The sequence below is a fragment of the Asticcacaulis aquaticus genome (assembly GCF_028550415.1).
Classification (GTDB): Bacteria; Pseudomonadota; Alphaproteobacteria; order Caulobacterales; family Caulobacteraceae; genus Asticcacaulis; species Asticcacaulis aquaticus.
In genome coordinates, this window is record NZ_JAQQKX010000002.1 from 234,535 (window position 1) to 259,480 (window position 24,946).

Here is a 24,946-nt window from a genome sequence, read left to right on the forward strand (position 1 = left end):
CCATGTTCGCGTCCCCTTTCACCGCCCTGAACGCTCAGGGCTCCGGCCTCGAAGCTTCGCCGCCGTCGTTAGAGCCGTTGCGCGAGCGCATGGCCGAGATCTATGGCGTCGAGCCCTATCAGCTGATGGTCACGCGCGGCGCTTCGCACGGGACCGAGATCCTGATGCGCCGCCTCAAGGTCAATGGCTATGAGAACGTCTTCACCAATCCCTGCTATTCCGAGCGGCAATATCACCTGCAAAGCCTCGCCGACGCCTACGGCCTGACGCTGAAACAGGCGACCAAGCCGCTGATGACGCTCAAAGGCGCGGGCATGTACCTGATCGATAACCCCAACATGCCCGACGGCAAGGTGTGGGATTTGATCGCCGCGCGGACTCTGGCCGTCGAAATCTTCCCGGCCCTGCTGGTCATCGATGAGAGCTATTTCGACGCCTGTGACGGGACAAGCCTCGTAGAACTCACCAAATCCGAGTCGAACGTCGTGGTCCTCAAAAGCCTGTCGTTCCTCTACGGCCTGTCGGGGGCGCGCGTCGGCGCGCTGATCTCGTCGCCCAAAACGCTCAACGGTCTCAGCCGCTTCTGCGAGCCCACCCCCTTGCCGACGCCCTCGATCAAGGCCGCCGAAGCCGCCCTGGCCCCGTCGCGCGCCCTGAACGTGCAGTCGCGCATCGACCTGATCCGTGGAGAGCAGGCCCGGGTGCGCGAGGCCCTGACCGACGCGCCGTCGACCCTGCAATTTCACCTCGCGGACGGGCCGTTCCTGTTCATCAAGCCGAAGGACCTGATCCGCACCCAGACCGCGCTCAAGCGTTTCGGCGTGGTGGCCAAGAACGCCTATGAAGGCCTGATCATGGCCATCGGCGACAAACCGTATAACGACCGCCTGCTCAACGCTCTGGGCGTCGCGACCGATGCCGGTCGCCCGGCGCGCCGCGGCGAAACCCTGCGCGACACCAAGGAAACCAAGATTTCGGCCATCGTCGATCTCGATAATCCGAAGCCTGTGAAAATCCACACCGGGGTCGGCTTCTTCGATCACATGCTCGATCAGGTCGCCACCCACGGCGGTTTCTCGCTGCAATTGTCGTGCGAAGGCGATCTGGAAATCGACGCCCACCACACGATCGAGGACTGCATGCTGGCCTTCGGTGCGGCGTTGAAAAGCGCTTTGGGCGACCGTATCGGTATGGCGCGCTTCGGCTTCGTCCTGCCGATGGATGAAACCGAAGCGAAGGTCAGCGTCGATATTTCCGGCCGCGCCTACTGCGTGTTCAAGGGCGAGTTCGATGCCTCGCACATCGGCGACTACCCGACCGAAATGACCGGTCACGCTTTCCGCTCGCTGTCCGAAGCCCTGGGGGCCTCGATCCATATCGAGGTCACCGGCGAAAACGACCACCACAAGGTCGAGGCCTGTTTCAAGGCTTTGGGCCGCGCGCTGCGCATAGCCACGCGCATCGAAGGCGACGCTTTGCCCTCGACCAAGGGGATGTTAGCGTGAGTAAAGTCGCCGTTATCGAAATCGGTTGCGCCAATACGGCATCGGTTCTGTTCGCGCTGGAACGTCTGGGCGCGGAAGCCGTGCTGTCGTCCGACGCCAATGAAATCGCCGCCGCCGAGCGCGTGGTGTTACCGGGCGTCGGCGCGGCGGGCTTCGCCATGAGCCGCATCCGTGAGCTTGGCCTCTACGATACGATCCGTGCGTTGACACAGCCGCTGCTTGGCGTCTGTCTGGGCCAGCAACTGCTGTTCGACTCGTCCGAAGAGGGCGATGTCGATTGCCTCGGCCTGATCCCCGGCAAAGTCGTGAAGATGGACGCGCCCAAGCCTCTGGTCGTGCCGCATATGGGCTGGAACCAGCTGGAGGCCGTCGCCGACGACCCGCTGACGGCAGGGCTGAACGCGGGTGACTACGCCTATTTCGTGCACAGCTTCGTCTGTCCGGTGACCGAACACACATTGGTGCAATCGACCTATGGTCACCCGTTCGCGGCCATGGTGCGCAAGGACAATGTCTGGGGGTGTCAGTTCCACCCGGAGCGCTCGTCCGCCGCCGGTGCGAAAATACTGGAGAATTTTCTCCGCATATAATTAAATCCCCTCGCCCCTTTGGGGAGAGGGTTAGGGTGAGGGGGAAAGCCCCGCGCTCTTCCGTTGACACCCCCTCACCCGGCCCTACGGGCCACCCTCTCCCCTCAGGGAGAGGGGGAGATTACCGACCATGATCCTCTACCCCGCCATCGACCTGATCAACGGAGAATGCGTCCGCCTCGCGCAGGGCCGTTTCGACGCCGTGACGAAATACGACTCCGATCCGTTCAAGCGCCTCAGCCTGTTCAATGACGAATTTGCCCAGTGGGTGCATATCGTCGATCTCGACGGGGCCAAGGCCGGTTCACCACAGCAGCACGAACTGATCGGCCGTCTGGCGCAGGCCTCGCGCGCCAAGATCCAGACCGGCGGCGGCGTGCGTACCCGCGAGCACGTACAAACCCTGCTCGCTCAGGGCGTCTCGGCCGTCGTGGTCGGCTCCGCTGCCGTCAAGAACCCCGAAGAGGTGCGCGGCTGGCTGCGCGACTTCGGCAAGGACAAGATCACGCTGGCGCTGGACGTCCTGCCGACCAAAGACGGCGATTTCGACGCCGCCCTGCACGGCTGGGTCGAAGGCTCCGGGATTTCGTTGTGGGACGTGCTTGACTACTATCCGGTCGGCGTGGCGCAGCGTATCCTCGTCACGGACGTGTCGCGCGACGGCATGCTGATGGGGCCGAACATGGACCTGATGCGCGCCCTGCGCCAGAAGCGTCCGGACCTTGAAATTCAGGCCTCGGGCGGTGTGAAGTCGATCGAAGACCTGTACGATCTGAAGGCGCTCGGCGTCCACGGCGCCATCGTCGGCAAGGCGATCTACGAAGGCCTGATCGACCTCAAAGCCGCTTTGAACGTAGGATAGACCATGCTCGCCAGACGCATCATTCCCTGTCTCGACGTCAAGGACGGCAAGGTCGTCAAGGGCGTGCAGTTCGTCGGTCACGAAGTGCTGGGCGACGCCGTCGACATGGCGCTCCGCTACCGTGACGAAGGTGCCGACGAGCTGGTCCTGTACGACATCACCGCCTCAGCGGAAGGCCGCACGGTCGATTACAACTGGGTGCGCGACATCGCCCGCGCCCTCGATATTCCGTTCTGCGTGGCCGGCGGCATCCGTTCCGGCGAACAGGCGGTCAAATGCCTCAATTCGGGCGCTGACAAGGTGTCGATCAACTCGCCGGCGCTGGAACGTCCCGACCTGATCAACGAACTGGCCGAAATGGCCGGATCGCAGTGCGTGGTCGTCGGGGTCGATTCGCGCGAACTGGACGGGGACTATTATGTTCATCAGTACAGTGGCGATCCGGACAAGATCCGCGCCGCCGGTCGCCGGACGCTCGACTGGGTGGTCGAAGCCCGCGACCGCGGGGCGGGTGAAATCGTGCTCAACTGCATGAATCAGGACGGCGTGCGCAAGGGCTACGATATCCGGCAACTGAAGCTGGTGCGCGACCTGATCGACATTCCGCTGGTCGCCTCAGGCGGCGCAGGCGCGGTCGAGCATTTCACCGAGGTCTTCGAGCAGGCCGACGTATCGGGGGCTCTGGCCGCCAGCGTCTTCCACAAGAAGATCATCCATATCCCCGACCTGAAACGCGACCTGCAAACGGCGGGAATCGCGGTTAGACTGTAAAGCAAGACACCCCACCACCATTCGCTCCGCGAACGGTCCCCCTCCCCGCCAAAGGCAGGGAGGTATAGGATAGAGCAATACCTTCATACCTCCCCAGTTTACTGGGGAGGGGGACCGCACGAGATCGCGAAGCGAGCGAGATGTGGTGGTGGGGGTTCTTACTTGCGCAGGAACGTAGACATGTGGCGAAAGCTGATATTCTGGCTGATCGGTCTGGCAGGTTTTCTGCTGTTTGCCGTAAGCGGATTAGTGCTTTATTCCGTTGTCCTCGACCGGTTAGCCGTCGGTGATCCCGAAGGCACCAACCGGCTGACCTTCCTGTCTCTTCTGGCCACCATGTGTCTTGGTGCGTTTATTGCCCGTCCCGCCTTCCTGAAACTGATCGCTCTCATAAAGTCACAGACCCGATAATGGCCCAATCTCATAAACTGCCCAACCCCCTCACCCTCGCCGACATCGACGCGCTCGATTTCACCAAGGGCGACGGCCTGATCCCCGCCATCGTGCAGGACGCCGATACGCTTCAGGTCCTGATGCTGGGTTATATGGACAAGGCCGCCCTGACCGAGACCCTGACCGCGCGTCAGGTGACCTTCTTCTCGCGCTCGAAGGGCGGGCGCTGGCGCAAGGGCGAGACCTCGGGCGACTTCCTCAATCTCGACCACATCCTGACCGATTGCGACGAAGACGCCCTGCTGGTCATGGCGCGTCCGGTCGGCCCGACCTGCCACACCAAGACCACCTCGTGCTTCGGGCATGAAACCGCGCCGGGGATCGGCTTTATGGGCCATCTGGCGCAGGTCGTGAGGGAGCGCGCCAAGGCCCCGCCCGCCGACAGCTATACCGCGCGCCTGATGCAGAAGGGCGTCGCCAAGATCGCCCAGAAGGTCGGTGAGGAAGGCCTGGAGACCGCGCTGGCCGGTCGCGCGGGCGACCTCGACGAACTGCATGCCGAAGCGGGCGACCTGCTCTATCACCTGTCGGTGCTGCTGATGGCGCGCGAAACCACGCTGGAAGCCGTACTGGAGGTTTTGCGCGCGCGTCACGCCGGGCGCTGAATCGCGTTTACATTGCTGCGCGCCTGTGCTCTGCTACCGGGACGATAATCGCCATTCCGGGGGGAAAAGCCGTGGCGGCAAAATCATACAGATGGCTGGGGGTACGCGAGTTCCTGTCGCCGAAGGGGCGGTTGAACCGCCTGACCTATTTCGCCAACAGCGCCGGTATCAACATCGCCGCCTTTGCGCTGCTCATGATCGTCGGCGCCTTTGCCGACAGCCTGTTCAACGACCTCACCGCGCCCGCGGGCATCGCCCTGACGATCGGCGTCATCCTGATCTACAGCCTGCTGAACTATCTGTGGTTCTGTCTGGTCGCCAAGCGGCTGCACGACCTCGGCCTGAGCGCCTGGCTGGGGCTGGTTCTGTTCATCGACTATGGGCCGTGGCTGCTGAGCATGACCATCGGCCTGTTCGACCTGCTGCCGCTCGCTTTCTATGAGTTTTACGAGAGCTTAAGTCAGGTCACGACCTGGTTCAATCTGGCGGCTGGCCTGTGCCTGCTGCTCATCCCCGGCAAGAAAGGCGATAATCGCTACGGCCCGGACCCGCTGGCCTATCTGCGCCCCTCAAAGCCCCATGTGCTGGAGGGATAGGCGCGTGATAACCGCACGGATTCATGAGCCTGATTTAGCGGACATCCTGTCACCACGCGGCCGCATCAATCGCGCCACCTACCTCCTCTATTCTCTGACGTTTTTACCACTGGAGCGTCTTTTTCAAGGCATTGCCAGCAGTGATACCTCGTGGCTTGAACTCTTGGGCATAGCCGTCGCGCTGCCCTTGATCTGGCTATGGGCCTGCCTGACGATCAAGCGCCTGCATGACCTGAACCTGAGCGGTTGGTGGTGTCTGGCGCTGCTTCTGTTTCCTGTCACGTCGGCAGGTGCAATGGTTCTGATTTATTTTCTTGAAGCCGGAAGCGTTATACCTGTCCTTCTGGCCGTCATTGCCGGGATTCCCGTTCTGCTGGCCTATATACTCCTGACCTTTGTTAAAGGCACCGTGGGCGATAACCGGTTCGGTCCCGATCCCCTAGCATAAAAGCCAAGATCGGCATTATTTGTCCGATTTACGGTTCGCCAAAGGCCAAAGCGGTGTTAACCTTTACGGACCTGCCCCGAAATAGAGCCTTTCCGATGACGACCGCCGACTCCCCGCTGCATACCGGACGCCTGACGCGGCGCGGTTTCATCCTCTGCGTCGTCGTTCTGCTGGTCCTGTCCTATGCGCCGGATGCGATTGCGCTGATGGTCGAGACGCCGCAGTGGCTGATCGAACTGCCGGTCTTCGCCGTTCTGGCCATCGTCCTTTTACTGTTCGCGTCGCGACGGCTGCGCGACAGCGGGAAATCGACCGGCCTTCTGTGGCTGGCCCTGATGGTGATTACGCCGGTTTATCTGTTGTTCGCCTCACCGCTGGCCGGATTTCTGCCGGTGCCGAGCCAGCTATCGACGCTGGCCCTGATCGGGGCCAACGGCATCGTCTTCGGCGGGCTGATCTATCTCGCCCTGCAACCGTCCTATGCCCCGCCCGCGCCAAAGGTTCTGGCGCCGGAACCCGATACCGGCCCGTCGGTTCCCGTCCTCACCGATCCGGAGGTCGGCCTCACGCCTGACGCCCCTGACGTATCGGCATCTGACGCGTCAGCGTCCGACTCTTCGTCATCGTCTTCGGATTAATAGATCGGACAGGCCTTCCACTCATAGGCCACCGCCATCAAGGCCCGACCGCGCCATTCGATCAGGTAGCCGCGGCCTTCCGCCGGACGGTTGGGCATATCGTTGCAGCGATTGAGCCAGATCGAACCGAAGACCTGCTGCCCCTTGCGCTCGGCGACGTATTTGCCGTTCTCAAAACGCACCTTGGCGGTCTCGTAATTCTGCCACACCGTCTCGCCGTCGCGCACCGGGCGCGTCAGCACCACCACGTCCAGCGCATTGTGGTTGAAGGCCTTCATATAGGCGACGACATCGGCAAAGCACGCCCCCGCCGTCAGCAGCAGGTCGGGCGGGCAGTCGCGGCGCACCGTCGCCACGGGCCGCGCCTCGCCATAGGCCTCATAGATATCGGTCGGCACGGGCGCCAAAGGCGCACCGCAGGTGGCCAGCACCTCTTCGGTGATCAGCAGGTCACGGTTCTGTTCGTGGACGCGGAATCCGACCGCGCCCGCCGCCCCGCATCCCGCCGGCAGGGTCAGCATCGACTTTTCGAACCAGCGTTTGTCGGCCTTGTAGCCCTTGGATTGCCGCTTGAGGACCAGTTGCTCGATATCGTCGTCGTGCAACAGATCGCCGTCCTGCGCCGGACGCTTGGCGGCGATCATGTCGACCTCCTTCTTGTCCGGCGCGCCGTCAAGATAGGCGATACCCGAACGCGCGCAATAAAGCTTGCGCACCAGATGGGTGTCCGGACAGCCCGGCTCCGGCACGGCCAGATAACGCCACGCCCCTTCGGCGCGAATCGTCCCCGTCCGCGCCCAGACCTCGCCGCCGATATTGACCGCCGCGCCGACCGAGGGCGGATCGAGCGGGATCGAAGCGCCCTCCGGCTGATAAGGTCCCTCCGGACGGGCGGGACCGCCACCGCAGACCACCGTCTGACGCTCCTGCGCCACGTCCTGATCGCCGCGACGCTCGACCGTGTAGAACACGCCCTCGCCTTTCAGGGCGTAGCAATCGCGCGGCACGGTCACGTCGGAGATCGGTAGTTCGACGGCGTCCCAGCGCACGTCCTTGCCACTCAGTTCGACGTCGTAAAGCCGCGCCTGTTGGCCGTAGGGCCCGCGAATCGCTTCGCCCGCCGCCGCCGGATGCCGAACCCCCAGCACCCGGGCGCGGGTCTGGCCCGCCGCCTTCAGCCGTGCCACCACACCGTCGAGGCAGGGACCGCCATCACCGGTCGCAAAGGCTTGAGGGCATTGGCTTTTCGGTTGCGCCAGATAGCGCGCCGCTCCCAGCACCTCGCGCACCGTGCCGATGCGGGCCTGTTCGATCAGACGCGGACTGCGGGTCTGGGCCTGAGCGGCCTCAGGACCCGCGAGCATGGCAAATATTACCGCAACCGTGGAAAGTGTCCGCTGCATGAAGGCCCCCTGTTTTACACATCTTGAGCCTATGTAACGCGCCGCGCCGCCGATAGGCAAGCCACACCTTGGCCGCAATTCGCATAACGGCTGCGTGGCCGTTTTATCGCAGTGGGACGTCCATCGTCGTGCACCACGACGGATTTGCGGTTTTGGTTGCACAGGTGACCGTTTTAAGGCATGATGGCTGCATATTTGTGACCGTGCGTCAGAAGGTATATGACCAATCTGACTCAGGTGAGCGCGTAAAGGCTCAGGGACGTTTGGGACGCCGCTCGACCGGCTGGGGAATTTGGACGCGCACACCTATGTCATCGCTGTTTGACATTATTATCGGCTTTATCGCGGCGCTGGTGTCCGCCGCCTTCCTGCATTTCGGTGCCGGCGGCAGCGCCCCCGTCCGCAAGGCCCCCGCCCCTGTGCCCGCGCCCGAACCCCGCACCGAGGTTCAGGTCCCTGCTGAGACTCATGACATCGCCGAAGCCGATGCGCCGGACGCCGAAGACGCTGTGGCGGCACAGGATGTCCGTGCCGAGGTCGAGCCTGTCGCCAAGATAGCACCGGTAAAGGTCGTGGCCGACGAAGCCCGTGACGTCGCCGTCGCTTCGCCGTCGCCGCGTCCTCGCCCCATGCCCCGGCCTCACCTGATCGCGCCTCCGGCGCCGCCCGCCGCACCGGCACCGCCGGTCATGCGCTTTTCGCTGATCGTCGATCAGGATACCCGGCTGGAGATGGAACGGCGCCTCGAAGCCGACCTTGAACGGGAAATGGCCGTGCACGCACAACGCATCGAGCACGACGCCGAACAGGCGGCTCAGGTCGAGGCGGCTCAGGCCGAGGCTCACAAGGTACGCGCCATCGAAGCCGCCGCAAAGATCGCGCGCAAGATCGTCGTCAAGGCGCAGGTGGCCGCCACGGCGGAGCCGGTGTCCGGTCCCGACTGCCCTCAGCAGGACGAAGGCCGCGACCGTCCGGAAAATATCCGGACCTTTACCGCGCACTAAGGCTTTTTGCCTTAAGGCTCGCCTCAGCGGAAATCCCCAAGGAAAATCCCCAAGGAAAGTCCTCTGGGAGAATCCTCTGGGAACACCGCAAATCTAAATTCAGAATCTAAATTCCCGGCGCAACAAATATTTGCGTTAAGGACGATCTGCGGCTAGCGTTTCGCCTAATGGGAGAACCCCTGCCCTTCGCGTCGCGAAGGGTGACGGCGCAGGACACAGTATCGATGAAATCACGCATTCGCCCCCCTCTGAATCTGACGTCTTCGGAGATTCGCGGCCGCGTCCGTTCCCGCCGACCGCAGGACCTCGAAGCGCCGGAAGCGGAGCTGTCGGACACCGAGGGTGAAGACGACCTCGACATCCCGGAGTCGCGCCTCGGTGACGAAGACATCGTGGGTACAGCCACCACGGCGTCCGAAACCGCTGATACGCCCCCCGAAGCGACCCTGCCCGAAGCGACCCTGATCGCCGAGCCGGACTATGCACCGGACGCCGCTCCCGCAGCGGAAGCCGATGCGCCCACGGCCTATGACCCTCTGCCGGAACCCGAATATGGCCCCGAGCCGGTGGCGGTCGAATCCGCGATGGCCCCTGAACCGGAGTTCATGACGCTTACCCCGCCGCCGGAACCGTCCGCGCCGGTAGCACAAAAGCCCGGTGCCTATCGTCCGCAGGTCAAGACCGAGACGCCGACCGACGTCGCCGCCATCAAGGTCAAGCCGGAAGGCGTGATGAAGGTCTCGGGCGGCTCCGGCGGCCTGTTCTGGGGCGGTGTCACGGTCATCAGTCTGGGTTGGGCGCTATGCCTGACGGCCTTCGTTCTGGGGGCCGAAAGCAACCTCGCCGCCTTTACGACGCAGCCCTTCCGTCTGGTGATCCTCGGCGCGCTGGCTCTGTTCCCCATCGGCCTGATCGTCGCCACCGCTTTTGCCCTGCGCCACGCGGCTGCCCTGTCGCGCGAAGCCCGCCGCACGGCGGCTCTGGCCGACGCCATGGTCGCCCCGGCCTCTATAGCCGCGTCCCAAACCACGGCATTGGTCGATTCGCTACGCCAACAGGTCGAGCAGGCCGTGCGCGCCGTGCGTCTGGCGCATGGCGACCTCGATGACCTCAGTCAGCGCCTGAAGACCGAGACCGAGGCGCTGCTGGCCGCTGCCGAACACGCGCGCGGGTCGACCCAGCATATCACCGGCACGCTGGCCAGTGAGCGTCAGGCCGTCATCGCCATGGGTCAGCAGCTCGACGTGCAGGCGCAGGGCGTTATCGAGGCCGTCGACCGTCAGGCGCGCATGGTCGCCGATGCGTCGGACCTCGCGCAAACCCAGCTTCGCGAAGCCGAAGCGGCGCTGGCCGCCCGCGCTGCCGATCTGGCCACCGCCGCCTCGGACGCCCACAATACCGCCCGCGTCATTACCGAAGACCTCGACCGTCAGACCCTGCGCCTGGAAACCGCCGGGGCTGGCGTCGCCGATCAGATCCGCAGCGTCGAGGAAGGCCTGTCGCAGCAACGCGCCGGACTGGTCTCCGCCGCCCTCAGCCTGCGCGCCGATCAGGAGGATTTCGCCGTCCATCTGGAAAACCAGCGCGCCCAACTGAGCGAAGCCCTGACCGTCACCCGCACCGCCACCGTCGAGCTGGGCGAAACCTCGTCGCGCGGCGTCGACGTCCTGCGTGACCTCGTCCTCCACGCGCAGGAGCAGTTCCGTCAGGTGCTCAACGGCGCCGAAAACGAGCGCACGGCGTTCGAAACGCGCATCCATTCGACCCTGTCGAACATCTCGGTCATGGCCGCCGATGCGCGCGACGAGATGATCAACGAAACGCGCCACGCGCTGGAGCAACTCAACCTCGCCGCCGAAGACGCCCGCCGCGCCGCCGATGCCGCCGCCATCACCGCGCAGGGCCGCGTCGATCGCCTCAACGAATCGCTGTTCGAAGCGGGCAAGAAGGCCGATGAGGCGTTCGATTCGCGCTTCGTCGCCGCGCGACGCCTGATCGAGGATTCGGCCAATCTGATCGACGACGCCGGAACCGTGGCCGCGGACCGGCTGGATCGGTCGTTTGCCCACGCGCGCGAAGGCATCAAGCAGGTCGATGCCGCGCTCAACGAACTCAATGCCCGCGCCGACGAGCTACCGATACAGGCCAAGTCGCGGCTGGAGGAAATCCGCCGCGCGGTCGAAGACGGCCTGATTGCCATGACCGAAGCCGCCAAAAAGGCCGCTCAGGAAACCGAAAGCGTCGATCAGGCGTTCCAGGATCGCGTCAAGCGTAACTACGAAATGTTGACCGAGGCCGTGCGCCTGATGGGCGTTCTGGGCTCGCAACCGTTGCCGACCGCCCCCACCGCGCCGAACCCTTACGTCGAGCGCTTCGACAAACCGAAGGACATGCCGCGTCAGGAACGCCGCAATCTGGGCACCGAACGGCCTATCGAGCGCTCGCGCCCGCGCGTCGGCCTCGATCCACTCGAAGCGCCGCTAACGCCCAACCCGACGCCGCCCTCATCGCGGCCTTCGGTCGCCCGTCCGGCCAGCGTGCAGGAAGGCTGGTCGTGGCGCGACCTGCTCAACGGCATGGAAGGCCGCGAAGGTCAACCGACACCGCAACCGGCTCCTGTTTCGCGCCGCGCGCCGCCGATCCCCGATCCCGAGCCGGTGGAACCCGAAGGCGATTACGACAATCTCGACGACCTGATGATCGGCGAAGTCGCGGCCATGGGCGTCGATACCAATGCCCTGCTCAACCGCGCCCGCGTCGATGAAATCATCGCCGCCATCGTCGCCGACGACAATGAAGGGGCGCGTCTGGTCATCCGACGCATCGCGCCGGCCGCCATCCGCCGCCTGAGCCGTCGCCTGACCACCGACATGCCCCTGCGCGAACAGGCGCAGGAGTTCGTCACCTTCTACGACCGTCAGATCAATATCGCCCTCCTGACCCGCGATCCGCGCACGGCTCTGGGCGAGGTGCTGGCTACCGATGTCGGCCGCACCTATCTGCTGTTCGATGCGGCCATCAGCGACCTGATCTGATGAAACTGAACATCACGACCGAAGCCTGGCCCATCGCCGGGAAATTCAGCATTGCCCGCGGTTCAAAGACTGAGGCGCACGTGCTCTATGTCGAAGTCTCCGATGGCACCCACACCGGTCGCGGCGAGGCCGTGCCCTATGCCCGGTATGGCGAGACGCTCGACAGCGCGGTGGCTGAACTGGAAGCCGTCCGGGCGCAGGTCGAGGCCGGGATCGAGCCGGTCATGCGCCCAGGGGCCGCGGGCAATGCGCTCGACTGTGCCCTGTGGGATCTGCGCGCCAAGCAGTCGGGCATCGCAGCCTACAAGGCCGCCGGTTTGAAGAGCTTGTCGCCGCTGAAAACCGCCTTTACCCTGAGCCTCGACACCCCCGAAGCCATGGGCGCGCAGGCCTATGCCAATGCGCGCCGCCCCTTGTTGAAGCTGAAAATCGGCGGACCTGACGACTTGGCCCGCGTCGAGGCCGTGCGTACCAATGCCCCGAATACGCGCCTGATCGTCGACGCCAATGAAGGCCTGACGCTGGCCGACCTGAAAGCCATCGCGCCGGAGCTGAAACGCCTCGGCGTCGTCCTGATCGAACAGCCGCTCAAGGCCGGTGAGGACGAGGCACTCTACGGTTACGACTGCCCGGTGCCGCTGTGCGCCGATGAAAGCCTGCATACCCGCGCCGAGCTCGACCACTGCGCCGGGTTATATAGTTGCGTCAATATCAAGCTCGACAAGACCGGCGGCCTGACCGAGGCGCTGGCCCTGAAACAGGCCGCAAAAGACAAGGGCCTGATGGTCATGGTCGGCTGCATGGTGGCGACGTCACTCAGCATGGCCCCGGCAATGATCGTGGCCCAGGGCGCGGATTTCGTCGATCTCGACGGCCCTCTGCTCCTGGCGCGCGACCGCGACCACGGGCTGAAGGTCACCGGCTCGATCCTGTCACCGCCGGAACCGGCGTTGTGGGGTTAGGGTTGTCGCAAAGCATCCAGTTCCGCCTTGCTGCGCCGTTTTATATCTTCCAAATGTGCAGGGACATCCATTCGCTCATGCAGTAAGGCGAGAATTGCTACCCGATCCTCATCAAGAACCTGATAGACGGCATAGTGGTGACGAATGCGAAATATATCCAGACCGCTGAGATCATCTCGACGTGAACGAACGCGTCCCGTTGACGCGCCGAGGGTTTTGAAGCCTGCTTCAAGGCTCTCAATGTAGCTGTAGGCTTGCGCCTTGCCCCATTGCCGCTCGGTCCATGACGCAATCGTCCGAACTTCACGAGCAGCGTTGCGCGTCAGAATGTATTGCCCCACAGCCTATTTATACTCGGCCTTGAGTTTTTCCAAAAAGTCTTCGGGTGCGAAGTCCCCCCGCTCGGCCTCGTCCACGCCGCGCAGTATCGACTGATAGACTTCGACGCGTTCCATATCCTTGCGGATCAGGTCGCGGATGTATTCGCTCGGTGTCGCAAAGGACGCGCGTTTATCAACGAACGCGCGCATAGTTTCCGGAAGGCTGACGTGCAGGCTGGCGGCCATGGGAATGCTCCTGTCTAAGCTCCGATTTTCCACTCAAACGCCTCTTATGTCAATAAATGTCACGCCGTCATAACCTGCTTGCGGTAAAGCCAGATGGCGATCGCGAACCCGCACGCCGCCAACCCGCCCATGACGAAATAGCCCCCGCCGCCCAGCACGTCGTAGATCGGCCCGGAACTCAGCGTCGACAGCCCCATCATCACGCCGGTCACATAGGCGGCGTTGAGGGTTTGCGCGAGGCTTTCCGAACCCTTAGGGGCCATGCGGTTGACGAGGTCGAGTCCGGCCAGATAGCAGGCCGCAAACGACGCCGCGTGCAGGGTCTGCAATGGCCACAGCACCCATAAGGGCGGCGCAAAGCCCATCACCACCCAGCGCAGGGTGCTTAACGCCCCCGCTGCGACCAGCAGGGCCCATGAGCCGAAGCGATTGCGGATACGAAACCCCAGCGCCAGAAAGACGACCTCTGCTGCGACGCCCGTCGCCCACAGATAGCCACAGGTGGCGCCGTCCAGTCCCTGCCCTTTCCAGATGATCGTCGAAAAACCATAATAAAATCCGTGCGCTGCCTGAATGCAGCCCATAGCAATCAACAACAAAACAAACACAGGATTGCCGATCAGCGCCCTGATCTTGGTCCAGCCCGAACCCGCCGGCACCGCTGCGGCCTCGGTTACGGGCCCATCGACATGGCGCACGGCCTTCGGCAGGACATAGGCCGCCGCTAGCATGGCCGCGAAGCACAGGCAGACGACCCAGACCTGTATCAGATCGACCCCCAGCCAGTTCAGGCCGTAACCCACGGCGATATTGGCGGCGATGAACGAGGCCGAACCGATGGCGCGCGGCCAGGTATAGTTGAACCCCTCACGCTTCGACATCTGGATCGTCATGACGTCGAGCAGCGGGCTGATCGAGGTGATGCAACTATAGCCGAGGCACCAGACCAGCGCGAAGACGACAAACCGCCCGTCCTGAAACAGCGGCCACGCCCCCAGAAGCCCGTAGAAAATCCCGCCCAGCGCCGCCAGATAGATCACGGGGGTGCGAAACAGCGGGAACTTTTCCGCCCATACTCCCATGATCGGCCCGGTCACCGCGCGCAGCAGCAGCGGCAGGGCGAGGATAAAGCCGATCTGCGCCCCGGTCATGCCCTTGTCGGCGAACCACAGCGGCATATAGGGCAGACTGGCGCCCGAACCGATAAAAATGAGGGCGTAAAAAATTCCCTGCCGTTGCAGGGTGGTCAGGGGAAAAAGGGTTGAATCCTTGCGCATAATAAGTCTTTGATCGCCCGATACTTCCCAAGCGATATGTCGAAAAGTGGGAACCGGTTTTCGACTACAAATATCGCGATCACTAAAATCTTGTCCAAAGCGAACCCGATGACCGATCAAGCCCTCGCCGCCCAGACCAAAGGCCTCTATCCCGAGATAGAGCCCTATGATTACGGCTATATGCCCGCGGGGGGCAAACATCAAATCTATTATGAGCAAAGCGGTAATCCGCAAGGGATTCCGGTCGTCGTCGTCCACGGCGGTCCCGGCGGCGGAACCAGCCCGAACCTGCGCTGCTACTTCAACCCCGACGCCTATCGCATCATCCTGTTCGATCAGCGCGGCTGCGGCAAATCGCGCCCGCATGCGTCTCAGGACATGTCGCTGGAGGACAATACCACCTGGCATCTGGTCGCCGATATGGAGGCCTTGCGTGAAAAGCTGGGGATCGATACGTGGGTCGTCTTCGGCGGTTCGTGGGGTTCGACCCTGTCGCTGGCCTATGCGATCCGCCATACGGATCGCGTCAGGGCCCTGATCCTGCGCGGGATTTTCCTTGTCCGTAAGGCCGAACTCGACTGGTTCTATCAGGGCGGCGCGGGCCAGATATTTCCTGACGTATGGGAACGCTTTGTCGCGCCAATCCCCGAAGCCGAGCGCAACGACATGATGGCCGCCTATATCAAGCGCCTCAACGGCGACGACCGCAACGAGCAGATGCGCTGCGCGCTGGCCTGGGCCGGCTGGGAAGGCGACACCCTGTCGATCGAAGGGCCGTCCGAAAACCCGACCAAGTTCGCCGAACCGGACTTTGCGGTCGCCTTCGCGCGCATCGAGTCGTGGTATTTCAAAAACGGCGGCTTCTTCGAGACCGATAACTGGCTGCTGGAGAACGTGCATAAGATCAGGCACATTCCCGCGTGGATCGTTCAGGGCCGCTACGACGTGGTGACCCCAATGGCCTCGGCGTGGGACCTGCACAAGGCGTGGCCCGAAGCGCGGTTCAATCTGGTGAAGAAGGCCGGGCACTCGTCATCAGATCCCGGTATTCTCGACGGGCTTGTCCGCGCGGCGGACGAGGCCGTGGCTGTGTTGACGGCTTAACATACCTCCCCAACTTGTTGGGGAGGGGGACCGCACGAGATGACCGAAGGTCAGCGAGATGTGGTGGTGGGGGTTCTTGCTTTCTTAAGACAGCCTACGCTGAACCGCCGCAAGATACCCCTCCACCATCTGCGCTTCGCTTGATGGTCCCCCTCCCCAGCAAAGCTGGGGAGGAGTGAGAAGAGGCTACCCCTTCTGCGGGATGCGTATCTCGAACGAGGTCCCTTGCGGACCGGTCTCGGTCAAGCGCACATCGCCGCCATGCGTCTGCGCCAGTTCCCGTGCAATCGCCAGCCCCAGCCCCGAACCGCCCGGCGTCACCGACCCGGAAAACGGCTGGAACAACTTGTCGCGGATGCGCTCCGGTATCCCCGGACCGTTGTCGCTCAGCACCAGAATAACCTCGTCCGCCGTCTTGACCGCACTCAGGGTCACGCGGCCCAAGGTCTTGCGGTTCGGCTGGCCCTCGATCGCCTGACGGGCATTGCGCATCAGATTGACCAGCATACGGTGCAGATGGTCCGGGTCGGCCTCGAAATAGAAACCCTGCGCCGCCTTGAGCGAGAAACGCACGCGTTCCGGCGTCTTGTTGTTCAAACTCAAACCGGCGTCCTCGGCGGCGGCTTCGGACAGGTCTTTCAGACGGATAATCTGGATACGCGCCGGGATTTCGTCGGTCTTGCCGTAGTTGAGCACATTCTGCGCCAGGGTCAGCGCCCGGTCCAGCGCCCGCTCCAGACGCGGCAACGCCTTAGTCACATTGGGATCGCCGGAATAGGCCAGACGTTCGGACGCCATCTGGGCGGCGGTGAGCATGTTGCGCAGGTCATGATTGATCTTCGACACCGCCTGCCCCAGCGCCGCCAGCCGCGCGCGCGATTTCAACGCGTGGCGGACCTCGGCCTGCATGGCGAACAGCTCTTCCTCGATCTGCCCGATCTCGTCGCGACGCCCGGACAGTTTGGGCGCGACGGTCACATCCTCGGGGTTTTCCTTGAAGCGCGATACCGATTTGGTCAGGGTGCGGATCGGGCGCACGATAAAGAACGACAGGGCCGCGAAGACCAGTGCCCCGGCGACCAGCGAAATGGCGATCGACATGCGCAGGATCGAGCCCAGATGCGCCTTGAGTTCCTGCTTCAGCGGCTCTGCCGGCACGTCGATCTGGATCAGGTCGGTGCCCTTGCGCACCTTGGGCGTCGCTTCGGTGCGGATCACACGGTCCGGACGCGAGAAGAAGGTCTTCCACGGGCCCCACAGATAGGCGGCGTCGTCGCTCAGGCCGCGGTCGATGTGGCGGATGTCGACCGTATCGGGCTCGACGGTGACTTCCGGATCGCGGAGGACAAACTGGATGCCGTTGCTTTGCAGGGCGAGATACGACGCCCCGACGCTTTCCAGCAGTTGTGACGACAGGTCCTTCGATACCGCCCCTTCGGCGGAGGCATCGAGCGCCAGCGAGGCGATTTCGGCCTGACGTACACGGTCGATCAGCCAGCGCTCCTGATAAGAGGCCAGCGACGGGACGAGGATGATCATCACCATCACCGCCACGAACAGGGCCGTCAGCAGCAGCAAATGCCCTGACAGGCCGCCGAAATAGGATTGCAGGCTTTTCAGAAAGCGGCGGAAACCCGGACCCGACGGCGTCAGGCGCTCACCCAGCGCACGCCGCCATTGGCGGAAATTTTTGCGTCGCTTGCCGCCGGGCGCCGATGCCGGCACCTCTTCACGCGCGGCGACCCGTACCCTCAACCGTGAGACGGGGCGTTTCAGAGCGGAAGGCGCGATGTCGGACAGGTCCATAAATATGTCGGCGGAGGTGTTTTCAGATTATTGGAAACATTGTAACACGCATTCGTGAAGCCGCGCGTGGGAAATTGCACCGGGCGCATAAGATTCCTCTCGGTAGAGACGAATCCCGGCACACAGCCATTGACAAGACCTGTCTGGCGGTTTATCGACGCGCCTCTTTTTAAACGATAGCTCGTCAGTTAGGGCTATTGCACCTAACCCCGGAGTTCAACCGTGAAACGTACATTCCAGCCGAGCCGCCTCGTTCGCGCCCGTCGCCACGGCTTCCGCGCCCGTATGGCTACCAAGAACGGCCAAAAGGTCGTCGCCCGTCGTCGCGCCAAGGGCCGCAAGCGCCTGACCGCCTAATCGCGTCTGCGCCAAAGCTTTAAAAGAGGCCCTTGAAGCGATTCGAGGGCCTCTTTTGCTGTTTGTCCCTCAATCATACCGCCCCAAGTTGTTGGGGAGGTATAAGAACAAACCCATGTCCCTGCCTCACCTGAAAAAGCGCAAAGAGTTTCTGGCGGCCAACAAGGCCCCTTATCAGGCACGGCCTTCGGTCGTGGTGCAGTGCCGTGCGCGCAGCGATGGGACCGAGGACATGCGCATCGGCTTTACCGCCACCAAAAAGACCGGCAATGCCGTCGCCCGCAACCGCGCCAAGCGGCGGATGCGCGAAGCCGCCCGCGCGCTTTTGCCGCAACACGGTCGTCCCGGCCACGACTACGTTTTCATCGCCCGCGACGCGACCAAATCCTGCGACTGGCAAGGTTTGCTTGACGATGTCAAACGCGCCCTGATAAGGCTGTCGCCCAAAGTTTAACCGCTATTTAGAGTGCAGCCGTCCATGAAGCGCGACGACAACCGCAATATGTTCATCTTCCTCGCCCTGTCGCTGGCGATCCTGTTCGGATACCAGTATTTCGTGCAGGGTCCGAAGCTGGAGAAGGAACGCGCCGCCGCCATGGCCGCGAAAAAAGCCGAGGCCGCCAAGCCCGCCGCCGTCGCCACGCCGGAAAGCCTGTATGTCGAGGGCCGGTTGCCGCGCGACCAGGCGCTGGCTCAGACGCCGCGCGTTCAGATCGATTCGCCCGCGCTCAAGGGCTCGCTGTCGCTGTCCGGCGCGCGCATCGACGACCTGTATCTCAAGTCGTACAAGGATACGCTGGACAAGAATTCCCCGCTGGTCGAGCTGTACCGGCCTCAGGGCGCCGAACACGCCTACTATGCCGAATCCGGCTGGGTGGGTCAGAACGTGGCGGGCGTCCCCGCCGGCAACAGCGTGTGGACGGTCCTGTCCGGCACGGTGCTCAGCCCCGGCAAGACCGTCGTGCTGGGCTATGATGCGGGCACCGGCCTCACCTTCGAGCGCACCCTCAGCCTCGACGACAAGTACATGATCACGGTGACGGACAAGGTCATCAACGGCACCGCCGCTGCCGTGACTCTGGCCCCCTACGCCAATATCATCCGTCAGGGCGCACCCGCCACGCTCGGCAAGAACATGATCCTGCACGAAGGCGGCATCGGCGCGTTTTCGAAGGACAAGGGCTATACAGTCCCGGAGTTCAAGTTCCATAACTGGGAAAAGGACGCCAAGAAAAAGGCCTACAAGGCCGATTCGACCGGCGGCTGGATGGGCTTGACGGACAAGTACTGGCTGGCCGCGGTGATCCCGGATCAGACCACGAAGATCCACGCCGCGATGAAGGCGACCGACCAGACCCCGGCCGACGAGAAGGACTTCAACTTCCTTTATCAGGCCGGTTACGTCGCCGAACCCGTCACGATTCAGCCGGGTCAGCCGGTTTCGATCAGCTACAAGATCTATTCCGGCGCCAAGCAGGCCTCGCTCCTGTCGGCCTATCAGGAACAATACAAGCTCCCTGCCTTCGACAAGGCGATCGACTGGGGCATGTTCTGGTTCCTGACGCGCCCGATGTTCTGGGTGCTCGACCACCTGTTCGGCTTCCTCGGCAATTTCGGCCTGGCCATCCTCGGCCTGACCGTCATCGTGAAACTCATCTTCTTCCCGCTGGCGCATAAGTCCTACGAGTCGATGACCAAGATGAAGCTCCTCCAGCCCAAGGTCGAGGAGTTGAAGAAGAAGCACGAGGGCAATGCCCAGCAGATGCAGATCGAGATGATGAACCTTTACCAGAAGGAAAAGGTCAATCCGATGTCGGGCTGTCTGCCGATCTTCGTGCAGATCCCGGTCTTCTACGCCCTGTACAAGGTGCTGTTCGTCACCATCGAAATGCGCCACGCGCCGTTCTTCGGCTGGATTCAGGACCTGTCGGCGCGCGATCCGTCGACCCTGTTCAACCTGTTCGGCCTTCTGCCCTACGACCCGGCGACCATACCGCTCATCGGTGGCCTGATGGGGACGTCGCTGCACATCGGCATCCTGCCGATCCTGTATGGGGCGTCCATGGCCCTGTCGCAGAGCATGAACCCGCCGATGCCGGACCCGATGCAGCGCCGCATCTTCCAGCTCATGCCGATCATGTTCACCTTCATCATGGCGCCGTTCGCCGCGGGCCTGCTGATCTACTGGATCTGGAACAACGTCCTGACCGTGGCGCAGCAATACGCCCTGATGCGTCAGATGGGCGTCGAAAACCCGATCGACACCTTCCTCGGCAAGGTCGCCAAAACCAAGCCGAAGTCGGAGGCCGCCCACACCATCGAGGTCGCCGAAGAGGTGATCCACGAAGGCGAGGTGATTCAACCTTCGAAGCCGAAAACGGCTGGCGGCACTAAGCGCGCCCGCACGACGCCGAAGAAAGACTAACGGATTCATTCCTCCCCAGCTTGCTGGGGAGGGGGACCGCACGAACCACGCAGTGGTGAGATGTGGTGGTGGGGGTTCTTGCTTTATCAGCCTCCCCCCGCTGAACTTCCACAAAGACACCCCACCACCACGCCTTTCAGGCGCGGTCCCCCTCCCCGCCAAAGGCAGGGAGGTATATGTATTTTAAGGCACCCGCCATGACCGACGAACCCCAAGACGCTGCCCTGTATTCCGAAGAGACCCTCGAATCCGGGCGTGTGCTGTTTGCCCGTCAGGCGCGCTTCATGATGGGCGCGGCCAAGATCGAGCAGTTGCCGCCCGACGACCTGCCCGAAGTCGCCTTCGCTGGGCGCTCCAATGTCGGTAAATCGAGCCTGATCAACGCCCTGACCGGTCACAACCATCTGGCGCGCGCCTCCAACGAGCCGGGCCGCACGCGCGAGGTCAATTTCTTCGTGCTGGACGAAAAGCTGCGCCTGGTCGACCTGCCCGGCTACGGCTGGGCGCGCGCGTCAAAGACCACCGTCAAATCGTTCCAGAACCTCGGCCGCGACTATCTGCGCGGTCGCCCTCGCCTCAAGCGCGCCTATCTGCTGATCGATGCCCGCCACGGCCTGAAAGAGGTCGACAACGAGCCGATGGACGCGCTCGACAAGGCTGCCGTCAGCTATCAGATCGTCCTGACCAAGGCCGACAAGATCAAGCCGCACGAGCTTGCGGCCGTTATCGAGAAGACGCAGGCCCAGATCAAGAAGCGTCCCGCGGCCCACCCGGTCGTGCTGGCGACCTCGTCGGAAAAAGGCTTCGGCATCCCCGAACTGCGCGCCGAGATCATGACGACCTGCGAGGTCTTGCCGTAGCCATCTGTTGCAAGCTAGTCGCCCATGTTAGACTTGCGCATAATGGGGGAGCTATCATGCAAAAGGTGCTTTGTATCGCCGCCGGTCTGGCCCTGATGACGACGACTGCTCATGCTGGCAGTTTTCGCGTTTACGACCTGAATGCAGATCAGAATTGTGAATGCGACTGCTTCACTGGCCTGCATCGCCTTGACGCCAGGACGGATGCCGATGGTCATAAACCCCTGCTCTACTATACCACCGGCAATTATGCCGAAATACGTATAGATGGCGTGCCGGTCGCCCTGAAAAGCCGCGCGGGTACGCAGGCCATGCTGTCCGATGATGGACAAACGCGCGTAACGACCCGGCTTAAGGAAACAGATGTCGATGGCGACGGATTGACCGTCGTTCATTTATCCGGAACCTTGACCGTTACGCATAGGGGGATGCGCAAAACCGTGCATGTAAAGGGCTTCGACGTCTGCTGATGCACACCCCCTACGACGGTTCGCAGCCCCTTTTCCGCATCGGCCTGTCGCCGCTGAGGGATACGCCGTGGCTGGAGCGGGACGAGCGGTTACCGATCTATCTGGCGGAGAAAGCGCGCCTGTTCAAGGATACGCGTGACGCCGTATGGGGGGCGGAACCGGGATCAGAAGCCGCGCAGACCGAAGCCTACGACCTGATCCGCGCCACGCTCGGTTTGTCCGCAGACACGCCCAACGAACCACCGCTGCTGGCCGCCGCACGGGTTGTCGCCGAAGACCTCGCCCTCCTGCAAAAATCACCCGAAGGGTGGCGGCTGATGGCAGGCGCGATCTGTTTCCCCTCCTCGTGGTCGATTACCGAGAAACTCGGCAAGGTTCTGCACGAGGTCCACACCCCGGTGCCGGATTTCAGCGAAGGCACGCGCAATGCCGCCGTCATCGAGCGCATCTTCGACAACCTGCGCCCAGATGAGCCGGTGATCCGCTGGAACTGGTCGCTTTATGGCAACGACACCCTGCATCACCCGCACGTCTCACCGCCACAGCGCTTCGGCGACGGCCCGGACGCCGACACTGTGTTCATCCGCGTCGAGCGTCAGACCCTGCATAAGCTGCCGGACACCGGCGCCGTGCTATTCACTATCGGCATCCATCTGACGCCGCTGGAGGCCCTCGACGCACACCCCGACCGCGACGCCATCGCTCAAAGCCTGATCACTCAGATCGAAGCCCTGATAGACACGCAGTTGGATTACAAAGGGCTGACGTGGGAACGCGAGCGACTGTTGCGACGGTTGCGGGGTTGACCCGTTTGCGGGGGATTACTTCTTCAGATCGCAGGTCATCTGATAGAAATTAGCCTCCGGCTTCGACGTCAGACCGACCTTGGTCGGGCCGATGACCTTGGCGTAGAACCCGGCCCACGGCCCGTTGGTAAAGGTCATCAGGCCGTCCTTCGAGACCGTATATTTGCCCGACTTGCCCTGCTCGTTGCTGTAACTGTTGCCCGCTGCGAAATTGAGCTTAAGGTTCCCGCCTGCCCCGCTATAGCACTGATACTTGCCGTTGGGCGGGGTCATAGCGGCGGCCTTGACGCCCGGTTGCTTCTTTTGCTGCGCCGTGGCCGTGTGAGACAGCAAAACGCCGCCGGCAAGCACTGCGGCGGCGATAAGGCTTTGACGGATCATGGTTTCCTCCGATGGTGCGGTTTCGGTAATCCTAGACCTACACCCCCGGAATGACAACACGTCGTTATGTTAAAAAACCTGTTAGAGGTCTTCCTTGATGATCGGAACCTCGAAGGTGTAGGAGCCTTCTTCGTCCTCGTCGACATAGACGACGCCGACAAATTCTTCACCAATATAGACCTCGGCCGAATCCTTCTGCTTGCGCGCGCGGACATCGAGGCCCTTGGTGCCGAAGGTCTTTGTCAGGTAGGTCTGCACCTTGGTCAGTTCAACGGGGTTCATGGTTAGCCCTTCTGTGATTGGTTCCTGAGCGCTGCGATCAAAGCACGAAAACGCCCGGTGGGGGATAAATTCTGCGTGTGGTCTTACCCGCTAAGCCGTTTGAGCGCAAACGGGAAGGACCGATATTCCCCGAGAATCTCCCCGCTTGCAAAAAGGATAAGCTGCGGCCTTAATTCCGTTCCAGTGCCGGTGCAGGGTGCACCATCGGAGTATGTCATGATCCTGTCGCGCCTGTCTGCCGTTGTCTTTAGCGCTGCCCTGCTGTCGGGCGCGGCGTCGGCTCACGCGGACAGCGACGAGGCCGTGGTCACCGCCACGCGCACGCGCCTGCCGACCGAAGCCGAGATCGCGGCCGCAAAGGCCGACGCCACAACCACCCCCATCAGCCTTGAAACCCGTATCCTGGATCAGGTGGAGGCCCTGCCCGTCATCGAGCGCCGCATCCGCACCGAGATGGGCGTCAGCATCGGCACCAGCGGTTACCGCAGCGGCTATGTGGCGACCGAAATTCCCATCGGCGAAACCGGCACGCTGGGTATCGCCATCGGTCAGACCGACTTCGGCAGGAACGGCGTCCTTGTCTATGACGATTACGATTACGGTTACGGCGGCTACGGTTACGGTTACGGTTACGATAGCTACGGCGCACCCTATGACGGCGGTTATGGCCGGTACGGTGCGTCCTATGGGCCGGGCTATGCCTATGGTCCCGGCTACGGCTATGGTCGTCCCCGCCTGATGCGCGGCGGCAAAACGCAGTCCATCGCCATTTCGCTCGATTTCAGCGGCGACAAGACGAACAGCCGCTCCCGCAAGGACTGCGAAGGCTTCTACGACGGCAGCCGTTATATCGAACCGCTCTGGGCGACGCAGATGCGCGGCCCGGGCAAGTGCGCAACGGACGAGAAGCCCTAAATCACGTAGTCGTACACCACATCCGACAGGGTCTGGTCCATCGACTTGGCCGGGTCGGCGCAGGTCTGGCAGTTGACCAGACGCGCCGGCACACCCGCCGCCGTGCAGTGCGACGGCACGGGCTTGAGCACCACCGAACCCGCCGCGATCTTGGCATAATCGCCGATCTCGATATTGCCGAGCACCTTGGCCCCGGCGCCCAGCAGCACACCCTTGCCGATCTTGGGGTGACGGTCGCCTTGTTCGGAGCCCGTCCCGCCCAGCGTCACGCCGTGCAGCAGCGACACGTCGTCGCCGACCACCGCCGTTTCACCGATGACGATGCCGGTGCCGTGGTCCATGAAGATGCCCTTGCCCAGACGCGCCGCCGGATGGATATCGATCTGGAACAGCTCCGACACGCGGCTTTGCAGCAGGTGCGCCATGGTGATGCGATTGTCCTGCCACAGGCTGTGAGCGATGCGGTACACCTGAATTGCCAGATAGCCCTTGAAGAACATGAAGGCCTGAAGATAGCCCTTGGCCGCCGGGTCGCGTTCATAGATGGCCTGAAGATCGGCTTCGGCAGCATCGACCAGCGACGCATCGCGCTCGTAATAGCGCTGCACCATTTCACGCACGGTCATGCCGCGCATGGTGTCGTCGCCCATCTTGCGCGCCACATGGTACGACAGGGCCGAGGCCAGATCGTCGTGCGACAGGATGGTCGAATGCAGCAGCGAGGCCAGACCCGGCTCCGCCGCGATGGCGTCGGACGCTTCCTGACGCAGGCACAACCAGATCGGCGTGTCGGCGGGGGTGATGACTTCGAACGGTTGCGCCATA

The 24,946-nt window shown here is 62.8% G+C and carries 28 protein-coding genes; 20 read left to right on the top strand and 8 right to left on the bottom strand.

From position 1 onward, the window contains the following. Window positions 1-2: 2 nt before the first annotated feature. The 9 genes from hisB to PQU92_RS04310 all read left to right on the top strand — a co-directional run bounded on the left by hisB (window position 3) and on the right by PQU92_RS04310 (window position 6,468). A complete protein-coding gene (hisB, locus tag PQU92_RS04270) occupies window positions 3-1,505 on the top strand; it encodes an imidazoleglycerol-phosphate dehydratase HisB (protein WP_272746964.1) in 1,503 nt (500 codons plus the stop codon). Then, a complete protein-coding gene (hisH, locus tag PQU92_RS04275; RefSeq protein ID WP_272746965.1) occupies window positions 1,502-2,095 on the top strand; it encodes an imidazole glycerol phosphate synthase subunit HisH in 594 nt (197 codons plus the stop codon). Before hisB ends, hisH begins: the two co-directional genes overlap by 4 nt. A 130-nt stretch (window positions 2,096-2,225) precedes the next feature. Continuing rightward, the gene (gene hisA / locus PQU92_RS04280) at window positions 2,226-2,957 is read left to right on the top strand and encodes a 1-(5-phosphoribosyl)-5-[(5-phosphoribosylamino)methylideneamino]imidazole-4-carboxamide isomerase (RefSeq protein ID WP_272746966.1); all 732 of its coding nucleotides are present in this window, start codon (window positions 2,226-2,228) and stop codon (window positions 2,955-2,957) included. Between the two features lie 3 nt (window positions 2,958-2,960). Next, complete coding sequence (gene hisF, locus PQU92_RS04285; protein WP_272746967.1) at window positions 2,961-3,728, top strand: imidazole glycerol phosphate synthase subunit HisF; 768 nt, start codon at window positions 2,961-2,963, stop codon at window positions 3,726-3,728. Between the two features lie 180 nt (window positions 3,729-3,908). Then, window positions 3,909-4,139, top strand: a complete 231-nt coding sequence (locus PQU92_RS04290; RefSeq protein ID WP_272746968.1) for a hypothetical protein — start codon at window positions 3,909-3,911, stop codon at window positions 4,137-4,139. Further along, entirely contained in the window at window positions 4,139-4,786 is a 648-nt protein-coding gene (gene hisIE, locus PQU92_RS04295) for a bifunctional phosphoribosyl-AMP cyclohydrolase/phosphoribosyl-ATP diphosphatase HisIE (protein WP_272746969.1), read from the top strand. The genes PQU92_RS04290 and hisIE overlap by 1 nt, the downstream gene beginning before the upstream one ends. A 71-nt stretch (window positions 4,787-4,857) precedes the next feature. Continuing rightward, window positions 4,858-5,382: a DUF805 domain-containing protein gene (locus PQU92_RS04300; RefSeq protein ID WP_272746970.1), complete on the top strand. Its 525-nt coding sequence runs from the start codon at window positions 4,858-4,860 to the stop codon at window positions 5,380-5,382. A 4-nt stretch (window positions 5,383-5,386) separates the two neighbouring features. Then, complete coding sequence (locus PQU92_RS04305; protein ID WP_272746971.1) at window positions 5,387-5,830, top strand: DUF805 domain-containing protein; 444 nt, start codon at window positions 5,387-5,389, stop codon at window positions 5,828-5,830. Window positions 5,831-5,925: 95 nt separating this feature from the next. Continuing rightward, window positions 5,926-6,468 carry a DUF805 domain-containing protein gene (locus PQU92_RS04310; protein ID WP_272746972.1) on the top strand — a complete coding sequence of 181 codons (543 nt, stop codon included), beginning with the start codon at window positions 5,926-5,928 and terminating at the stop codon, window positions 6,466-6,468. Here the strand turns inward: PQU92_RS04310 and PQU92_RS04315 are convergent. Next, a complete protein-coding gene (locus PQU92_RS04315; protein WP_272746973.1) occupies window positions 6,465-7,871 on the bottom strand; it encodes a hypothetical protein in 1,407 nt (468 codons plus the stop codon). The genes PQU92_RS04310 and PQU92_RS04315 overlap by 4 nt on opposite strands. 308 nt (window positions 7,872-8,179) lie before the next feature. On the opposite strand from PQU92_RS04315, the gene PQU92_RS04320 reads away from it, so the two are divergent. The 3 genes from PQU92_RS04320 to dgcA all read left to right on the top strand — a co-directional run bounded on the left by PQU92_RS04320 (window position 8,180) and on the right by dgcA (window position 12,872). Further along, window positions 8,180-8,875 (top strand): hypothetical protein, encoded by a 696-nt coding sequence (locus tag PQU92_RS04320; protein WP_272746974.1) that lies wholly within the window; start codon window positions 8,180-8,182, stop codon window positions 8,873-8,875. A gap of 224 nt (window positions 8,876-9,099) precedes the next feature. Further along, window positions 9,100-11,910, top strand: coding sequence for a tipN (locus PQU92_RS04325; RefSeq protein WP_272746975.1), 2,811 nt, complete (start codon window positions 9,100-9,102; stop codon window positions 11,908-11,910). Next, window positions 11,910-12,872, top strand: a complete 963-nt coding sequence (gene dgcA / locus PQU92_RS04330) for an N-acetyl-D-Glu racemase DgcA (protein ID WP_272746976.1) — start codon at window positions 11,910-11,912, stop codon at window positions 12,870-12,872. Before PQU92_RS04325 ends, dgcA begins: the two co-directional genes overlap by 1 nt. On the opposite strand, the gene PQU92_RS04335 is transcribed toward dgcA, so the two are convergent. From PQU92_RS04335 to PQU92_RS04345, 3 genes are read right to left on the bottom strand one after another with little or no spacing between them, the layout of a single operon-like run. Further along, window positions 12,869-13,213 carry a type II toxin-antitoxin system RelE/ParE family toxin gene (locus PQU92_RS04335; protein ID WP_272746977.1) on the bottom strand — a complete coding sequence of 115 codons (345 nt, stop codon included), beginning with the start codon at window positions 13,211-13,213 and terminating at the stop codon, window positions 12,869-12,871. The two genes, dgcA and PQU92_RS04335, sit on opposite strands and share 4 nt — an antisense overlap. A gap of 3 nt (window positions 13,214-13,216) precedes the next feature. Further along, window positions 13,217-13,438, bottom strand: coding sequence for a ribbon-helix-helix domain-containing protein (locus PQU92_RS04340; RefSeq protein WP_272746978.1), 222 nt, complete (start codon window positions 13,436-13,438; stop codon window positions 13,217-13,219). A 59-nt stretch (window positions 13,439-13,497) separates the two neighbouring features. Beyond that, on the bottom strand, window positions 13,498-14,715 hold the full coding sequence (locus PQU92_RS04345) for an MFS transporter (protein ID WP_272746979.1): 1,218 nt from the start codon (window positions 14,713-14,715) through the stop codon (window positions 13,498-13,500). 108 nt (window positions 14,716-14,823) lie between these two features. Between PQU92_RS04345 and pip the strand changes: the two genes are divergently transcribed. Further along, window positions 14,824-15,819 carry a prolyl aminopeptidase gene (pip, locus tag PQU92_RS04350; protein ID WP_272746980.1) on the top strand — a complete coding sequence of 332 codons (996 nt, stop codon included), beginning with the start codon at window positions 14,824-14,826 and terminating at the stop codon, window positions 15,817-15,819. Between the two features lie 186 nt (window positions 15,820-16,005). On the opposite strand, the gene PQU92_RS04355 is transcribed toward pip, so the two are convergent. Continuing rightward, the gene (locus PQU92_RS04355) at window positions 16,006-17,625 is read right to left on the bottom strand and encodes a sensor histidine kinase (RefSeq protein WP_272746981.1); all 1,620 of its coding nucleotides are present in this window, start codon (window positions 17,623-17,625) and stop codon (window positions 16,006-16,008) included. Window positions 17,626-17,847: 222 nt separating this feature from the next. On the opposite strand from PQU92_RS04355, the gene rpmH reads away from it, so the two are divergent. The 6 genes from rpmH (at window position 17,848) to PQU92_RS04385 (ending at window position 22,543) form a co-directional block, all read left to right on the top strand. Next, on the top strand, window positions 17,848-17,982 hold the full coding sequence (gene rpmH / locus PQU92_RS04360; protein ID WP_023461964.1) for a 50S ribosomal protein L34: 135 nt from the start codon (window positions 17,848-17,850) through the stop codon (window positions 17,980-17,982). A gap of 115 nt (window positions 17,983-18,097) precedes the next feature. Beyond that, window positions 18,098-18,436, top strand: coding sequence for a ribonuclease P protein component (rnpA, locus tag PQU92_RS04365; RefSeq protein ID WP_272746982.1), 339 nt, complete (start codon window positions 18,098-18,100; stop codon window positions 18,434-18,436). Between the two features lie 24 nt (window positions 18,437-18,460). After that, a complete protein-coding gene (yidC, locus tag PQU92_RS04370) occupies window positions 18,461-20,407 on the top strand; it encodes a membrane protein insertase YidC (protein WP_272746983.1) in 1,947 nt (648 codons plus the stop codon). Window positions 20,408-20,604: 197 nt separating this feature from the next. Next, window positions 20,605-21,267 (top strand): ribosome biogenesis GTP-binding protein YihA/YsxC, encoded by a 663-nt coding sequence (gene yihA, locus PQU92_RS04375; protein WP_272746984.1) that lies wholly within the window; start codon window positions 20,605-20,607, stop codon window positions 21,265-21,267. Between the two features lie 56 nt (window positions 21,268-21,323). Next, window positions 21,324-21,737, top strand: coding sequence for a hypothetical protein (locus PQU92_RS04380; protein ID WP_272746985.1), 414 nt, complete (start codon window positions 21,324-21,326; stop codon window positions 21,735-21,737). Further along, window positions 21,737-22,543: a heme-dependent oxidative N-demethylase family protein gene (locus PQU92_RS04385; RefSeq protein ID WP_272746986.1), complete on the top strand. Its 807-nt coding sequence runs from the start codon at window positions 21,737-21,739 to the stop codon at window positions 22,541-22,543. Before PQU92_RS04380 ends, PQU92_RS04385 begins: the two co-directional genes overlap by 1 nt. 15 nt (window positions 22,544-22,558) lie before the next feature. On the opposite strand, the gene PQU92_RS04390 is transcribed toward PQU92_RS04385, so the two are convergent. Together PQU92_RS04390 and PQU92_RS04395 are read right to left on the bottom strand one after the other, a co-directional pair. Continuing rightward, window positions 22,559-22,924, bottom strand: a complete 366-nt coding sequence (locus PQU92_RS04390) for a hypothetical protein (protein WP_272746987.1) — start codon at window positions 22,922-22,924, stop codon at window positions 22,559-22,561. Window positions 22,925-23,005: 81 nt separating this feature from the next. Continuing rightward, window positions 23,006-23,206 (bottom strand): DUF3126 family protein, encoded by a 201-nt coding sequence (locus PQU92_RS04395; RefSeq protein ID WP_272746988.1) that lies wholly within the window; start codon window positions 23,204-23,206, stop codon window positions 23,006-23,008. Window positions 23,207-23,422: 216 nt separating this feature from the next. On the opposite strand from PQU92_RS04395, the gene PQU92_RS04400 reads away from it, so the two are divergent. Then, the gene (locus tag PQU92_RS04400) at window positions 23,423-24,121 is read left to right on the top strand and encodes a hypothetical protein (RefSeq protein ID WP_272746989.1); all 699 of its coding nucleotides are present in this window, start codon (window positions 23,423-23,425) and stop codon (window positions 24,119-24,121) included. Here the strand turns inward: PQU92_RS04400 and cysE are convergent. After that, window positions 24,118-24,945, bottom strand: coding sequence for a serine O-acetyltransferase (gene cysE / locus PQU92_RS04405; protein ID WP_272746990.1), 828 nt, complete (start codon window positions 24,943-24,945; stop codon window positions 24,118-24,120). The genes PQU92_RS04400 and cysE overlap by 4 nt on opposite strands. Window position 24,946: the final 1 nt, after the last annotated feature.

Excerpts from the sequence above, each read along its gene's own strand:
- PQU92_RS04395 (WP_272746988.1), bottom strand. The coding sequence starts at position 23,206 with ATGAACCCCGTTGAACTGACCAAGGTGCAGACCTACCTGACAAAGACC.
- PQU92_RS04390 (WP_272746987.1), bottom strand. The coding sequence starts at position 22,924 with ATGATCCGTCAAAGCCTTATCGCCGCCGCAGTGCTTGCCGGCGGCGTT.
- PQU92_RS04315 (WP_272746973.1), bottom strand. The coding sequence starts at position 7,871 with ATGCAGCGGACACTTTCCACGGTTGCGGTAATATTTGCCATGCTCGCG.
- hisIE (WP_272746969.1), top strand. The coding sequence starts at position 4,139 with ATGGCCCAATCTCATAAACTGCCCAACCCCCTCACCCTCGCCGACATC.
- hisB (WP_272746964.1), top strand. The coding sequence starts at position 3 with ATGTTCGCGTCCCCTTTCACCGCCCTGAACGCTCAGGGCTCCGGCCTC.
- PQU92_RS04290 (WP_272746968.1), top strand. The coding sequence starts at position 3,909 with ATGTGGCGAAAGCTGATATTCTGGCTGATCGGTCTGGCAGGTTTTCTG.
- PQU92_RS04385 (WP_272746986.1), top strand. The coding sequence starts at position 21,737 with ATGCACACCCCCTACGACGGTTCGCAGCCCCTTTTCCGCATCGGCCTG.
- yidC (WP_272746983.1), top strand. The coding sequence starts at position 18,461 with ATGAAGCGCGACGACAACCGCAATATGTTCATCTTCCTCGCCCTGTCG.
- PQU92_RS04340 (WP_272746978.1), bottom strand. The coding sequence starts at position 13,438 with ATGGCCGCCAGCCTGCACGTCAGCCTTCCGGAAACTATGCGCGCGTTC.
- hisA (WP_272746966.1), top strand. The coding sequence starts at position 2,226 with ATGATCCTCTACCCCGCCATCGACCTGATCAACGGAGAATGCGTCCGC.
- dgcA (WP_272746976.1), top strand. The coding sequence starts at position 11,910 with ATGAAACTGAACATCACGACCGAAGCCTGGCCCATCGCCGGGAAATTC.
- yihA (WP_272746984.1), top strand. The coding sequence starts at position 20,605 with ATGACCGACGAACCCCAAGACGCTGCCCTGTATTCCGAAGAGACCCTC.
- PQU92_RS04400 (WP_272746989.1), top strand. The coding sequence starts at position 23,423 with ATGATCCTGTCGCGCCTGTCTGCCGTTGTCTTTAGCGCTGCCCTGCTG.
- pip (WP_272746980.1), top strand. The coding sequence starts at position 14,824 with ATGACCGATCAAGCCCTCGCCGCCCAGACCAAAGGCCTCTATCCCGAG.
- rnpA (WP_272746982.1), top strand. The coding sequence starts at position 18,098 with ATGTCCCTGCCTCACCTGAAAAAGCGCAAAGAGTTTCTGGCGGCCAAC.
- PQU92_RS04310 (WP_272746972.1), top strand. The coding sequence starts at position 5,926 with ATGACGACCGCCGACTCCCCGCTGCATACCGGACGCCTGACGCGGCGC.
- cysE (WP_272746990.1), bottom strand. The coding sequence starts at position 24,945 with ATGGCGCAACCGTTCGAAGTCATCACCCCCGCCGACACGCCGATCTGG.
- PQU92_RS04325 (WP_272746975.1), top strand. The coding sequence starts at position 9,100 with ATGAAATCACGCATTCGCCCCCCTCTGAATCTGACGTCTTCGGAGATT.
- PQU92_RS04320 (WP_272746974.1), top strand. The coding sequence starts at position 8,180 with ATGTCATCGCTGTTTGACATTATTATCGGCTTTATCGCGGCGCTGGTG.
- PQU92_RS04345 (WP_272746979.1), bottom strand. The coding sequence starts at position 14,715 with ATGCGCAAGGATTCAACCCTTTTTCCCCTGACCACCCTGCAACGGCAG.
- PQU92_RS04355 (WP_272746981.1), bottom strand. The coding sequence starts at position 17,625 with ATGGACCTGTCCGACATCGCGCCTTCCGCTCTGAAACGCCCCGTCTCA.
- PQU92_RS04380 (WP_272746985.1), top strand. The coding sequence starts at position 21,324 with ATGCAAAAGGTGCTTTGTATCGCCGCCGGTCTGGCCCTGATGACGACG.
- hisF (WP_272746967.1), top strand. The coding sequence starts at position 2,961 with ATGCTCGCCAGACGCATCATTCCCTGTCTCGACGTCAAGGACGGCAAG.